Annotated in this window: 1 protein-coding gene (only partly in view); it reads right to left on the reverse strand. The window is 75.8% G+C overall.

All coding sequences use genetic code 11. The annotated features are described in order from the left end of the window. Window positions 1–14,799, reverse strand: the 5' portion of a protein-coding gene (locus ACFV9M_RS18325; protein ID WP_385102494.1) for an SDR family NAD(P)-dependent oxidoreductase. It extends 13,143 nt beyond the left edge of the window; 14,799 of the gene's 27,942 nt are visible here — the first part of the coding sequence; it begins with the start codon at window positions 14,797–14,799; its stop codon lies beyond the left edge, outside the window. Window positions 14,800–14,801 lie beyond the last annotated feature (2 nt).

Consider the following 14,801-nt stretch of genomic DNA (forward strand, 5'->3'; position numbering starts at 1 on the left):
GGCGACGACGAGCCGGGTGCCGTCCCGCTCGGGCGCGGAGAGCCACGCCTGGAGCGCGGCGAGCAGGTCCCCGGCGACGGTGGCCGCCGCGTCGGGGCCGGTTCCGGCACCGGCGAGCGGGAGCACCAGCCAGGCCGGTGTCCCGGCCGCCGGTTCGCCGATCCGGCCGGGCGCGTCGACGACGGCCCGGACGTCGGCGGGCTGCGCCCGGTCGGCGGAGACCGGGCGGTCCGGCAGCGCCTGCCAGTGCACCTCGAAGAGCGAGTCGTCGTGGTCGGGGCGTGCCGCGGCGTCGAGCTGCTCGGCGGAGACCGGGCGGGAGACGAGGGAGTCGATGGAGAGGACCGGGGTGCCCAGCTCGTCGGCGAGGTGGACGGTCAGGCCGTCGCTCCCGCCGGTGACCCGGACCCGTACGGCGGTCGCGCCGGCGGCGTGCAGGGCGACCCCGTTCCAGGCGAACGGCAGGCCCACCCCTTCGCTTCCGCCCCGCTCGCCCCTGTCGCCCTCGTGTCCGTCCCGCTCGCCGCCGGTCATGTCACCGATCCCCAGCAGGCCGGTGTGCAGCGCCGCGTCGAGGAGGGCCGGATGCAGGCCGAACCGGGCCGCGTCGCCGTGCTGTTCCTCGGCCAGGACGGCCTCGGCGAAGAACTCGTCGCCGCGCCGCCACGCCGCCCGCAGGCCCTGGAAGACCGGGCCGTACTCGTAGCCGCGCTCGGCGAGTCGCGGGTAGAAGTCCGTGACGTCCACGGGTTCGGCGCCGGGCGGCGGCCACTCGGAGAGGGCCTGCGGGGCGTCCGGGGCGGTGCCGGCGAGGAGACCGGTGGCATGCCGCTGCCAGACGGTCGCCTCGGAGTCGAGCCCGATGTCGAGGCCGTCGTGGCCGTCGCCCTCGGACGCGGAGTAGATGGCGACCGGGCGCCGCCCCTGGACGTCCGCGGCGTCGACGGCGACCTGCAACCGGACGGCGCCGTCGGCGGCCAGCACGAGCGGCGCCTCGACCACCAGCTCGTCCAGTACGGGGGTGCCGACCTGGTCGCCGGCGCTGACCGCCAGCTCGACGAGGGCGGCGCCGGGGACCAGGACGACGCCGGAGACGGCGTGGTCGGCCAGCCACGGGTGGGTGGCCAGGCTCAGGCGCGAGGTGAGCACGGCGCCGCCGGCGTGCGGCAGTTCGAGTACGGCGTTGAGCAGCGGGTGGCCCACGCCGGCGAGCCCGAAGGTGGTGGCGTCGTCGCCGGCCCGTTCGTTCAGCCAGTAGTGACGGCGCTGGAACGGGTAGGTGGGCAGTTCCAGGTCGGTGTCGCCGGGCGGGGGCAGGACGCTGTCCCAGGTGATGTCGACGCCCCGGGTGAACAACTCGCCCGCCGCACCCAGCAACGCACGCAGCTCCGGCTGCTCACGCCGCAGCGACCCCACCGCCACCACCTGGTCCGACACCCCGTCCACCACCGCCGGCAACAACACCGGATGCGCACTCACCTCCACGAACACCCCGAACCCCGCACCCGCCAACGCCGCCACCGCATCACCGAACCGCACCCGACCCCGCAGATTCGCGAACCAGTAAGCGGCATCCAGCTCACCCGCCCCCTCCACCCAACGACCCTCAGCCGTCGAATAGAAACCCACACCAGGCACCACCGACTCCACCACACCCAACGCCTCACCCAACTCCTCCCGCACCCCCTCCACCGCCACCGTGTGCGACGCGTAATCCACCGCGATCATCCGCGCCCGCACCCCCTCCCCCACCAAACCCTCCACCCACACACGCAACACCGACTCAGGACCACCCACCACCACCGACCCCGGCCCGTTCACCGCCGCCACCTCCACACCCTCCGGCAACCGGGCAACCACCGCCTCCTCACCCAACCCCACCGACGCCATCCCACCGCGCCCCGCCAGACCCCCCGCGATCACCCGCGACCGCACCGCCACCACCCGCGCCGCATCCTCCAACGACAACGCACCCGCCACATACGCCGCCACGATCTCACCCTGCGAATGACCCACCACCGCATCCGGAACCACACCCAACGACTTCCACACCGCCGCCAACCCCGCCATCACCGCGAAACTCACCGGCTGCACCACATCCACCCGCCCCAGCCACGCCCGGCTCTCCCCCGTCAACACCTCATACAGATTCCAGTCCGTCCACGGCGCCAACGCCCCCGCACACCGCTCCACCTCCGCCGCGAACACCGACGAGGACATCAACAACTCACGACCCATCCCGAACCACTGCGCCCCCTGCCCCGGGAAAACAAACGCCGTACGACCACCCGCACGGTTCGATGCCACGGTGATGTCGGCCAGCCCCGCCACGGCTTCCTCGGTGGAGGCGGCGAGCACCACGGTGCGGTCCGGGAGTTGGGCCCGTCCGGTCAGCAGGACGTGCGCGACGTCGGGGAGGCTCGCGCCGGTGCCAAGGTGGTCGGCCAGGCGGGCGGCCCGCGCGGTCAGGGCGTCGGTGCCGCGCGCGGAGAGGACGAGGGGGACGACGCGGCCGGGCACGGGGGCGGGCCGCGTGACGCTCTGCGTGGGCTCGGGTGCCTCTTCGAGGATGAGGTGGGCGTTGGTGCCGCTGATGCCGAACGCGGACACGCCCGCGCGGCGGGGACGGCCGTCCCGCACCCAGGGCCGGGCCTCGGTCACCAGGCGGACCGTGCCGCTGGACCAGTCGACCTCGGGGGTCGGGGCGTCCACGTGCAGGGTGGGGGGCAGCGTCCCGTACCGCAGGGCCTGCACCATCTTGATCACACCGGCGACACCGGCGGCGGCCTGCGCGTGACCGATGTTGGACTTCACCGAACCCAGCCACAGCGGGTCGGTGCCGTCGCGCTCGCGGCCGTAGGTGGCCAGCACCGCCTGTGCCTCGATCGGGTCGCCGAGCGTCGTGCCCGTACCGTGCGCCTCCACCGCGTCCACCTCGGCGGCGGAGATCCCGGCCGCGGCCAGGGCGCGGCGGATGACGCGCTGCTGCGACGGTCCGTTCGGGGCGGTCAGGCCGTTGGAGGCGCCGTCCTGGTTGACGGCCGAGCCCTTGACCACGGCCAGGACACGGTGCCCGAGGCGCTGCGCGTCGGAGAGGCGTTCCAGGACGACGATGCCCATGCCCTCGGCCCAGCTGGTGCCGTCCGCGGCCGCCGCGAACGGCTTGCAGCGGCCGTCGGCGGCCAGTCCGCGCTGCTTGGAGAACTCGACGAACGTACCGGGTGAGGCCATCACCGTCGCACCGCCGGCCAGGGCCGTGGTGCACTCCCCGGAGCGCAGTGCCTGCGCGGCCAGGTGGATGGCGACCAGCGACGACGAGCAGGCGGTGTCGACGGTGACCGCGGGGCCCTCGAAGCCGAAGACGTAGGAGACCCGGCCGGAGGCGACGCTGGCGCTGGCGCCGGTGGCGAGGAAGCCGTCGAGGCCGGCCGCGGTGCCCGCGCCGAAGCCGTACGCCTGGCCGAACACGCCCGCGAAGAGGCCTACTTCGGTGCCCCTGAGGGTGTCCGGATTGATGCCGGCGTTCTCCAGCGCCTCCCAGGACCCTTCGAGCAGCAGCCGCTGCTGCGGGTCCATCGCGGTCGCCTCACGCGGCGAGATCCCGAAGAAGCCCGGGTCGAACTGCGCCGCGCCGTGCAGGAAGCCGCCCTGGCGGACGTAGGAGCGGCCGGGGCGGTCCGGGTCGTCGTCGAAGAGCCGGCCGAGGTCCCAGCCGCGGTCGGTCGGGAAGTCGCCGATGCCGTCGACGCCGTCGCGCAGCATCTCCCACATCTGGGCGGGGTCCTCGACGCCGCCGGGGAACCGGCAGCTCATGCCGACGATGGCGATCGGTTCGTCGGTGGCGATCGCGGTGGCCGCGGCGGGCGCCGCGGCGGTCTCGGTGTCGCCGACCAGCTCCGTCCTGAGGAACCTCGCCAGCGCCTGCGGCGTCGGGTAGTCGAAGACCACCGTGGTGGGGAGCTTGAGCCGGGTGTTCTCGCGCAGCCGGTTGCGCAGTTCGACGGCGGTCAGGGAGTCGAAGCCGGCGTCCTTGAACGCCTGCGCGGCGTCCACGTCGCCGCCGTGGCGGTGGCCGAGCACCTCGGCCGCGTGGTCGAGCACCAGCGCGAGCAGCAGGTGCTCCTGCTCGTCGGTGTCCAGGGCGGCCAGCTGTCCGGCCAGCCCCTCGGGACGGTCGGCGGCCACCGGGCCGGCGGGACCGGGGACGGCGGAGCCGAGCCGGCGGCGCACCGGGCGGACCAGCGCGCGCAGCATCGTGGGCACCGGCCCGCCGGCGGCCGTCGCGGCTGCCCGGACCTTCGTCAGGTCCAGTTTCATGGGCAGCACATGCGCTCGCCCGGTGCGCAGGGCCGCGTCGAAGAGCGCCAGGCCCTCGTCCGGGGTCATGGGCAGGATGCCGCCGCGGCCGAGCCGGGCGTGGTCGGTCTCGGTGAGGTGCCCGGTCATGCCGGTGTCCTGCTGCCACAGGCCCCAGGCGAGCGCGCTGCCGGGCAGGCCCGCGGCGCGGCGTGCGGTCGCGAGCGCGTCGAGGAAGGCGTTGGCCGCCGCGTAGTTGGCCTGGCCCGCCGCGCCGAGCACGGCGGCGGCGGAGGAGAACAGGACGAACGCGCCGAGTTCCGGGTGGAGTTCGCGGGTCAGTTCGTCCAGGTGTGCCGCGGCGTCGACCTTGGCGCGGTAGACGGTGGCGAACCGGTCCGGACGCTGTTCGCCGAGGATGCCGTCGTCGAGGGTGCCCGCGGTGTGCACGACGCCGCTCAGGGCGCGGCCCTGGGGAAGGCCGGTGAGCAGGGCGCGCAGGGCGTCGCGGTCCCCGGCGTCGCAGGCCACGACCGAGACCTCGGCGCCGAGGCCGGTCAGTTCGGCGGCGAGTTCCGCGGCGCCCGGAGCGTCGGCGCCCCGACGGCCCGCGAGCACCAGGTGCCGGACGCCGTGGGTCTCGACGAGGTGCCGGGCGGCGAGGCCGCCGAGGGAGCCTGTGCCGCCGGTGACCAGGACGACGCCTTCGGGGTCGAACCCGGGGCGGGGAGCGGTGGGTTCGGGAGCCGTGGGCTCGGGGGCGAGGCGGGTGAGCCGCGGGACGGACAGCGTCCCGCCGCGCACGGCGATCTGCCACTCGTCCGCGGCGGTGGCCCGGTCGAGGGCGGCGGCCAGGCCGCGGGGCAGGTCCGTGCGGTCCGGGCTCGTGTCCGGGCTCGTGTCCGGGCTCGTGTCCGGGCTCGTGTACGGGCTCGTGTACGGACTCGTGTCCGGGGCGGTGGCGGGGTCGGTGGCGGGGTCGGTGTCCAGCAGGACGACCCGGCCCGGCTGCTCCGCCTGGGCCGCGCGCACCAAGCCCCATACGGCGGCGCCGGCGAGGTCGGTGAGCGTACCCGGGGCGGCCTCGACCGCGCCGCGGGTGGCGACGACCAGCCGGGTGGTCTCCAGCGCGGGCTCGGCGAACCAGGCCTGGAGCACGCCGAGGACGCGTTCACTGAGCAGGGCGGTGGCCGTGGCCGGGTCGGTGCCGGCGGGCGGGACGGCGGCGAGGAGCACCTGTTCGGGCCGGGCCTGCCGGTGGGCCAGCGCCCGGACGTCCTGCGGGTCGGTGACCGTCGTCCAGCCGTGGTCGTCGGACGCGGTGCCGGCGGGTTCGACGGCGAGGTCGTCCCGTGCGCTCCAGCCGAGCTGGAGCAGACCGGTGTCGGCGCCGGGCACCGTCGTGCCGAGCCCGCCGTCCGCGGCCGGCGGGCCGGACCGGACGGCGTCGACGGAGAAGACCGGTACTCCGTCGTCGTCGACGGCGTGCACGGCGTACCCGTGCTCGCCGGGGGTGACCCGCACCCGCAGGGCGACGGCTCCGGTGGCGTGCAGCACGAACCGGCGCAACCCGGTGACCAGGCGCACGGTGCCGGCCGGCGCGGATGTCCGCGTGGTCGCCTCGCCGAGTTGCAGGGCGGCGTCCAGCAGCGCCGGGTGGATGCCGAACCGGCCGGCCTCGGCCCACTGCTCGCCGGCCAGCGCGACGTGGCCGAAGTGCTCGTCGCCACGGCGCCAGGCGGCGTCGATGCCCTGGAAGGCGGGCCCGTACTCGTGGCCGAGGGCGGCGAGCCGGCCGTGCAGGTCGGCGGGGCCGACCGGGTGGGCGCCCGCGGGCGGCCAGACGTCGGTACCGAGCTCCCCGGCGGGCGGGGCGGCGCCGGCCCGGTCCGAGAGCGTGCCGACGGCGTGCCGACGCCAGCCGGTGTCACCGCCGTCGGTCCCGGCGGCGGCGTCGGCGTTCCCCGGGACCGGGTTCGCGTAGATGTGGACGGCGCGCCGGCCCGTCTCGTCGGGTCCGCCGACCGCCACGTACAGGCGGAGGGTGCCCTGCGCGGGCAGCAGCAGCGGGGTCTCGACGGTGAGTTCGTCCAGGACGGGGACTCCGACCTCGTCGCCCGCGCGCACGGCCAGCTCGGCGAGGCCGGCGGCCGACAGCAGGGGCGTGCCGGCGATCGCGTGGTCGCCGAGCCAGGCGTGGCCGGCCGGGGCGAGCCGGGCGGTGAAGAGGGCGCCGCCGGTGTCGGGCAGCCGTACCACCGCGCCGAGCAGCGGGTGGTCGGCGCCGGCCAGGCCCAGCGCGGTGAGGTCGCCGGCTGCGGCGTCCTCCACCAGCCAGTAGTGCTGGTGCTGGAAGGCGTACGTGGGCAGCGGGACCGGGGTGGCCGGCGCGGTGGCGGGCAGCACGGGCCGCCAGTCGAGGTCGACGCCCCGCGCGAACAGGTCGCCGAAGGCGGTGAGCAGGTCGCGGTCCTCCGCGCCGTCGCGGCGGGTGAGCGGGACCGCCACCGCCTCGTCGTGCTCGATCAGGCCGCTCAGCGTGGCCGGGCCCACCTCGACGAACAGCCGGTGCCCGGCGGCCAGCGCGGCCGTGACGCCGTCGGCGAACCGTACGGCGCCGCGCGCCTGCCGTATCCAGTAGCCGGGGTCGGTGATCCGTTCGCCCACCGCCTCGCCGGTCAGGTTGGAATAGAGGGGCAGGCGGGCCGGGGCGAACGCGATCCCGGTCAGCGCGTCCGCGAACCCCGGCAGGACGGGGTCCATGTCGGCCGAGTGGAAGGCGTGCGACACCCGCAGCATCCGCACCCGGCGGCCGTCCTCGCGCAGCCGCTGGACCAGTGCCTCGACGGCCTCGCGGCGGCCGGAGACGGCGACGGAGTCGGCGGCGTTGACGCCGGAGATCTCCACGCCGTCGGTGAGCAGGGGGCGTATCTCGTCCTCGGTGGCCTGCACGGCGGCCATCGCGCCTCCGGAGGGCGCCTGCTGCATGGCCCGGCCGCGCGCGGCGACCAGCCGCGCGGCGTCCGACAGGGTCAGGACACCGGCCGCGTGGGCGGCGGTGACCTCGCCGATGGAGTGGCCGAGCACGGCGGCCGGCCGCACCCCGGACGACTCCAGCAGGGCGAGCAGGCCGGTCTGGACGGCGAACAGGCCCGCCTGGGCCAGCACCGTCTGGTCCAGCAGTTCGACGCCGTCGACGGCGTCCGTCACCGAACCGGTTCCGGTGCCGAACACCGCGGCGCGGACCCCGCCGTCCACCACGTCGGCCAGGTGCTCGTCCAGCAGGGCGCACGCCTCGTCGAAGCGGGCGGCGAAGACGGGGAACCTCTCCCACAGCGAGCGGCCCATCCCGGCCCACTGCGCGCCCTGTCCGGGGAAGACGAACACCGGGTCCGGGCCGGCGGGTTCGGGACGCTGCGCGGGCAGTGCGGTCAGGGCGGCGATCGCCTCGGCCCGCTCGGCGGCGACGACCACGGCCCGGTCGGTGAGCCGGGCCCGGCGCGTGACCAGGGCGGCCGCGACGTCGGCCAACGGGACCCCGGTGGCGAGCAGTTCGGCGACGCGGGCACCCTGTGCGGCGAGGGCGGCCCGGCCGCGGGCGGAGACGACCAGCGGTACGACGGCGCCGTCCTGGGGTGCCCGGGCGGGTTCGGCCGGGGCCGCGGCGGGCGTCGGCGGCGCCTCCTCCAGGATGAGGTGCGCGTTGGTGCCGCTGATGCCGAAGGACGAGACGCCGGCCCGGCGCGGCCGGTCGCCGGCCGGCCACGGCCGGGACTCGGTGAGCAGGCGGACGGCACCGCTGGACCAGTCGACCTGCGGGGTGGGCTCGGCCACGTGCAGGGTCGCGGGCAGTTCCCCCTGCCGCAGCGCCTGCACCATCTTGATCACGCCGGCCACGCCGGCGGCGGCCTGGGTGTGCCCGATGTTCGACTTCACCGAGCCGAGCCAGAGCGGCCCGGCCGCCGGGTCGCGGTCGCGGGCGTACGTGGCGATCAGCGCCTGTGCCTCGATCGGGTCGCCGAGCACCGTGCCGGTGCCGTGCGCCTCCACGGCGTCGACGTCGGCGCCGGTGAGGCCGGCGGCCGTCAGGGCGCGCCGGATGACGCGCTGCTGGGAGGGGCCGTTGGGGGCGGTGAGTCCGTTGGAGGCGCCGTCCTGGTTGGCGGCGGAACCGCGGATCACGGCGAGCACCTGGTGGCCGAGGCGTTCGGCCTCGGACAGCCGCTCCAGCAGGACGATGCCGACGCCTTCGGAGAGCACGGTGCCGTCGGCGGTCGACGAGAAGGACTTGCAGCGGCCCTCCGGGGACAGGCCCTGCTGGCGGGACATGCCGCGCAGCCCGACGGGGGAGCCCATCACGGCCACGCCGCCGGCCAGCGCCATGGAGCACTCGCCCTGCCGCAGCGCCTGCGCGGCCAGGTGGATGGCGACCAGCGAGGAGGAGCAGGCGGTGTCCACCGTGACCGCGGGGCCCTCGAAGCCGAACGTGTAGGACACCCGGCCGGAGGCGACGCTGCCCGCGATGGCCGTGGTGACGTAGCCCTCGATCTCCTCGGGGACGTCGGCGAGCGATCCGAGGTAGTCGTGGATGGAGACGCCGGAGTACACGCCGACGTCCTTGCCGTGCAGCGTGCCCGGGTCGATGCCGGCGTCTTCGAGCGCCTCCCAGGAGGCCTCCAGCAGGAGCCGCTGCTGCGGGTCCATGGCCAGCGCCTCGCGCGGGGAGATCCCGAAGAACGCGGCGTCGAACTCGGCGGCGTCGTGCAGGAATCCGGCCTCGCGGGTGGCGGAGGTGCCGGCGCGTTCGGTGTCGTCGGCGAGCAGCGACTCCAGGTCCCAGCCGCGGTCGGCGGGGAATCCGGTCATGCCGTGCCGACCGGTGCGCAGGAGTTCCCAGAACTCGGCGGGGTTGTGCACGTCGCCGGGGAGCCGGCAGCTCATGCCGACGATCGCGATGGGCTCGTCGGCCGAGAGGGCCGCGGGGGCGGCGGGTGCGGGGGTGCCCGCGGCTGCGGTGGTGCCGGTGGCCGGGGCGTCGATCTCCTCGCGCAGGAAGCGGGCCAGCGCCTGGGGTGTCGGGTAGTCGAAGATGAGCGTCGCGGGCAGTCGCAGGCCGCTGACGGAGCTGAGCCGGTTGCGCAGTTCGAGTGCGGTGAGCGAGTCGAAGCCGATGTCGCCGAAGGCACGGCTGCCGTCGGCGAGGTCGCGGGCGGTCAGGCCGAGGACGTCGACGCTCTCGCCGCGCACCATGTCGAGCAGGATCTTCTCCTGCTCCGCGGCGGGCAGCCCGGACAGCCGGGCGGCGAGTCCGCGGGCACCGCCCGCGCCCTGCCCCTGGGCCTGCCGGCGCAGCGGGGTGACCAGCGAGCGCATCAGCGGCGGGACGGCGCCGCCGGCGTTGCGCACGGTCCGCAGGTCCAGCTTGATCGGCACCAGCCGGTCGTCGTCGGCGCGCAGCGCCACGTCGAGCAGTTCGACGGCCTCGTCGGGGGTGAAGGGGAGTACGCCGCCGCGCCGCATGCGGGCGTGGTCGACGTCGCTGAGGTGGCCGGTCATGCCGGTGTCCTGCTGCCACAGGCCCCAGGCCAGGCTGAGCGCGGGCAGTCCGGCGGCGCGGCGGCGGTGGGCGACCGCTTCGAGTACGGCGTTGGCGGCGGAGTAGTTGGCCTGGCCGGGCGAGCCGAACACCGCGGACGCGGAGGCGAAGAGGACGAACTGGTCGAGGTCGGGGTGGAGTCGGCGGGTGAGCGCGTCGAGGTGGGCCACGGCGTCGGCCTTCGGCCCGAAGACGGCCGCGAGCCGGTCGGGGGTCTGTTCGCGCAGCACGCCGTCGTCGAGGAAGCCGGCCAGGTGCAGCACGGCGGTGAGCCGGCGTCCGCCCGGCAGGGTGGTGAGGAGCTGTTCGACCTGGTCGCGGTCGGAGGTGTCGCAGGCCACGACGGAGACGGTGGCGCCGAGGTCGGTCAGGGCGGTGGTGACGGCCGCCGCGTCCGGGGCGTCGGGGCCGCGCCGGCCGGCCAGGACGAGGTGGCGTACGCCGTGCCGGTCGACCAGGTGGCGTGCGACGCGGGCGCCCAGGGATCCGGTGCCACCGGTGACGAGTACGGTGCCCTCGGGGTCGAGGACGGGCGGCGGGGCGTCGGTGCGGGCGACGGCCCGCGCGAGCCGGGGCACGTGCAGCACCCCGTCGCGGACGGCGAGTTGGGTCTCCCCCGCGGTCACGGCCGCCTCGATGGCGGCGACGGAGGCGCCGGAGAGGACGGGGCCGCCGGTGAGCGGGTTGACGCCGGGCGGTGGTGCGCCCGGCCCGGTCCCGGTCGGGGTGTCGATGACGACGAACCGGCCCGGGTTCTCCGCCTGGGCGGTGCGCAGCAGGCCCCAGACGGCCGCGCCGGCCACGTCCAGGGGCGGTGCGTCGTCGCCGGCCGCGACCGCGCCGCGGGTGGCGACCACCAGCGTGGCGTCCTCGAACAGCGGATCGGCCAGCCAGGCCTGGAGGGCGGCGAGCACCCGGGTGGTCAGGTCCAGTGCCGTCGCGGGGTCGAGGTCGGCGCCGGGCCGGGTGGGTTCGGCGGTCGCGGGCATCAGGACCCAGCGGGGCAGCACTCCCCCGGCGTCGGCCTCGACGGACAGGTCCTCGATCTGGGCGGCGTCGGCGACGGCGTGCCAGACGTCCCGGTCGGCCGGCGGTCCCGCCTCGGGGCCGGCGGCCGGTTCGGGCAGTGCGCTCCAGCCGAGCCGGAACAGCGAGTCGCCGCCCACCGCGCCGCCGGCCGAGCCGAGCTGCTGTTCGGTGACCGGCAGGGAGACCAGCGACCGCATGGTCAGCACGAGTGCGCCGGTCTCGTCGGCGGACTCGAACGACAGCGCGTCAGGGCCGCACGGCGCGACCCGTACGCGCAGCGTGGCGGCGCCCTCGGCGTGCAGGACCAGGCCGTTCCAGGCGAACGGCAGCACGTTGCGCTCGTCGCCGGGCCGCAGGTGCAGGGCGTTGGTGTGCAGGGCCGCGTCGAGCAGGGCGGGGTGCAGGCCGAAGCGGCCGGCCTGGTCGAGTTGTCCCTCGGGCAGCGACGCCTCGGTGAAGATCTCCTCGCCGCGCCGCCAGGCGGCCCGCAGGCCGCGGAAGGCGGGTCCGTACTCGTAGCCGCGCCGGGCCAGCGACGGGTACAGGTCGGTGACGTCGACGGGTTCGGCGCCCGGCGGCGGCCAGGCGGTGAAGTCGAAGTCGCTGTCTCCGGCGCCGTGCGGGGACAGGGTGCCGGAGATGTTGCGCACCCACGGGCCGACCTCGCCGCCGTCCTCGCGGGCCGAGTAGACGCCGATGCTGCGGCGCCCGTCCTCGTCGGCGGCGCCGACGGCGATCTGGAGGCGCACTCCGCCGTGCTCGGGGAGCAGCAGGGGCGCCTCGATGACGAGTTCGTCGAGCGCGGGGCAGCCGAGTTCGTCGCCGGCGCGGACGGCCAGGTCGACGAAGACGGTGCCGGGCACCAGGACGACGCCTTGCAGGGAGTGGTCCGCGAGCCAGGGGTGGGTCCGGACCGAGAGCCGGGAGGTGAACAGCAGCCCGTCGGTGTGGGGCAGTTCCACGACGGCGCCGAGCAGCGGATGGTCGGCGCCGGTGACGCCGAGTGTCGCGGCGTCGGTGGTGCCGCCTTCGCGGGCCAGGTCGATCCAGTAGTGCTGGTGCTGGAAGGCGTACGTGGGCAGCGCGACGTCGGCGGCCGGTCCGGGGGGCAGTGCGCCCGTCCAGTCCACGTCGACGCCGCGTACGAACAGTTCGGCGGCGTGGGTGAGCAGCGCGCGCACGGCGGGCTGGTCGCGGCGCAGCGAGCCGACGGCGACGGCGTCGGTCGCCGTCTGGTCGGTGATCTGCGCGATCGACTGCACGAGGACCGGGTGGGCGCCGATCTCGACGAAGACCCGCCTGCCCTGGGTGAGCAGTGCGCGCACGGCGGACTCGAAGTCCACCACGCCGCGCAGGTTGTCGAACCAGTAGGCGGCGTCCAGCGCGTTGGCCTCGCGGATGAAGTCGCCGCGTGCCGAGGAGTAGAACTCGGTCTGCGGTGCGCTGGAGCGGATCCCGGCGAGCCCTTCCAGGACGTCGTCGCGAATGGCGTCGACGTGCGCGGTGTGCGAGGCGTAGTCGACGGTGACCAGGCGGATCCGCACGCCCTCGGCGCGCCACTCGGCGGCGAGTTCGCGGACGGTGTCGGTGGGGCCGCCGAGCACCACGGACTCGGGGGCGTTGCGGACGGCGACCTCCACGCCGGGCCAGCGTCCGGTGGCGAGCCGTTCGCGGATCTCGGTCTCGGGCAGGCCCACGGAGGCCATCGCGCCGTGTCCGGCGAGTCCCGCGGCGATCACCCGGGAGCGGACCGCGACCACCCGGGCGGCGTCGGCCAGCGACAGGGCGCCGGAGACGCAGGCGGCGGCGATCTCGCCCTGCGAGTGGCCGACCACGGCGTCGGGGTGGACGCCGAGGGAGCGCCAGAGCGCGGCGAGGGCGACCATGACGGCGAAGCAGGCCGGCTGGACCACGTCGACGCGGGCCAGCCAGGCTTCGCCCGCCTCGCCCTCGGCGGTGAGGACCTCGCGCAGCGACCAGTCGACCCAGGGTTCGAGGGCTTCGGCGCAGCGGTCGATCTCGGCGGCGAAGACCGGGGAGGCGGCGAGCAGTTCACGGCCCATGCCGGCCCACTGCGCGCCCTGGCCGGGGAACGCGAAGACCACGCCGCCGGCCGGGACCGGCCCGGTGGCGCCGAGGCCGGCCAGGTCGACCAGGCCTGCGGTGTGCTCGCCGGCGGCCAGTGCGGCCAGACCGGCGGCGGCCCCGTCGGCGGTGGAGGTGACCACGACCGCCCGGTCGGTGAGGACGGCGCGCCCGGTGGCGAGCGCGCGGGCCACGCCGGTCAGGTCGGGCCGGTCGGCCGTCCGCGGGCGGTCGTCGGTGTCGTGGCGCAGGAAGGCGGCGAGCCGGCCGGCCTGGGCGGCGAGCGCCGCCTCGCCCTGCCCGGACACGATCAGCGGCAGGACGTCGGAGCGCAGTCCGGCGGGTGCCGTGGCCTCGGGGGCGGGTACCGGGTCGGCGCCGGGTTCCGCCTCGGGTTCCGGCTGCGGCGCCTCCTCCAGGATCAGGTGGGCGTTGGTGCCGCTGGCGCCGAACGCGGAGATGCCGGCGCGGCGCGGCCGGTCGCCCGCCGGCCACGGACGGGGCTCGGTGAGCAGTCGTACGCTGCCGCCGGACCAGTCGACCTGCGGGGTCGGCGCGTCCACGTGCAGGGTGGCGGGCAGCTCCTCGTGCTGGAGCGCCTGCACCATCTTGATCACGGCGGCCACGCCGGACGCGGCCTGGGTGTGCCCGATGTTGGACTTCACCGAGCCGAGCCACAGCGGTCCGGACTCCGGGGTGCGCGCGGCGCCGTAGGTCGCGATCAGGGCCTGCGCCTCGATCGGGTCGCCGAGGACGGTGCCGGTGCCGTGCGCCTCCACGACGTCGATGTCCGCGGGGCCGAGGTGTGCCGTCTCCAGGGCCCGCGCGATGACGCGCTGCTGGGAGGGGCCGTTCGGGGCGGTGAGGCCGTTGGAGGCGCCGTCCTGGTTGACGGCGGAGCCGCGGATCACGGCCAGGACCCGGTGGCCGTTGCGCTGCGCGTCGGACAGCCGCTCCAGCAGCAGCAGGCCGGCGCCCTCGGCCCAGCCGGAGCCGTCGGCCGCCGCCGCGAACGACTTGACGCGTCCGTCGACGGCGAGTCCGCGCTGGCGGGCGAAGCCGACGAAGCCGCCCGGGGTGGCCATGATCGCCGCTCCGCCGGCCAGCGCCATCTCGCACTCGCCGCGGCGCAGTGCCTGGCAGGCCAGGTGGATGGCGACCAGCGCCGAGGAGCACATCGTGTCGACGGTCACCGCCGGGCCCTCCAGGCCCAGGGTGTAGGCGATGCGTCCGGAGAGCACACCGCCGGCGCTGCCGAGTGCGCGCTCCAGGCTGAGGAACCCTTCGAGGCCGCTGAGGTCGGGGGCGTAGTCCTGGTGGACGCTGCCGGCGAAGACACCGATCTCGCTGCCGCGGACGCGGGCGGGGTTGATGCCGGCCCGTTCGAAGGTCTCCCAGGCTATTTCGAGCAGTTGCCGCTGCTGCGGGTCCATCGCCAGCGCCTCGCGCGGCGAGATGCCGAAGAACGGCGCGTCGAACCGCGCGGCCTCGTGCAGGAAGGCGCCCTCGCGGACGTACGTCTTGCCGGGCTGGTCGGGGTCGGGGTCGTAGAGGCCGTCGACGTCCCAGCCGCGGTCGGTGGGGAACGGCGTGTAGACATCGGCGGCGTCGCGGACGACCCGCCAGAACTCCTCGGGTCCGTCGATGCCGCCCGCGTAGCGGCAGCCGACCGAGACGATCGCGATCGGCTCCGAAGCGGCCTGGGCCAGCCTCGTGTTCTCCTGACGCAGCCGGGTGTTCTCCTTGAGCGACTGGCGCAGCGCGCCGACCAGCTGCTCGTCCTGGGTTGCCATGC

The organism is Streptomyces sp. NPDC059895 (assembly GCF_042731035.1).
Lineage (GTDB): Bacteria > Actinomycetota > Actinomycetes > Streptomycetales > Streptomycetaceae > Streptomyces.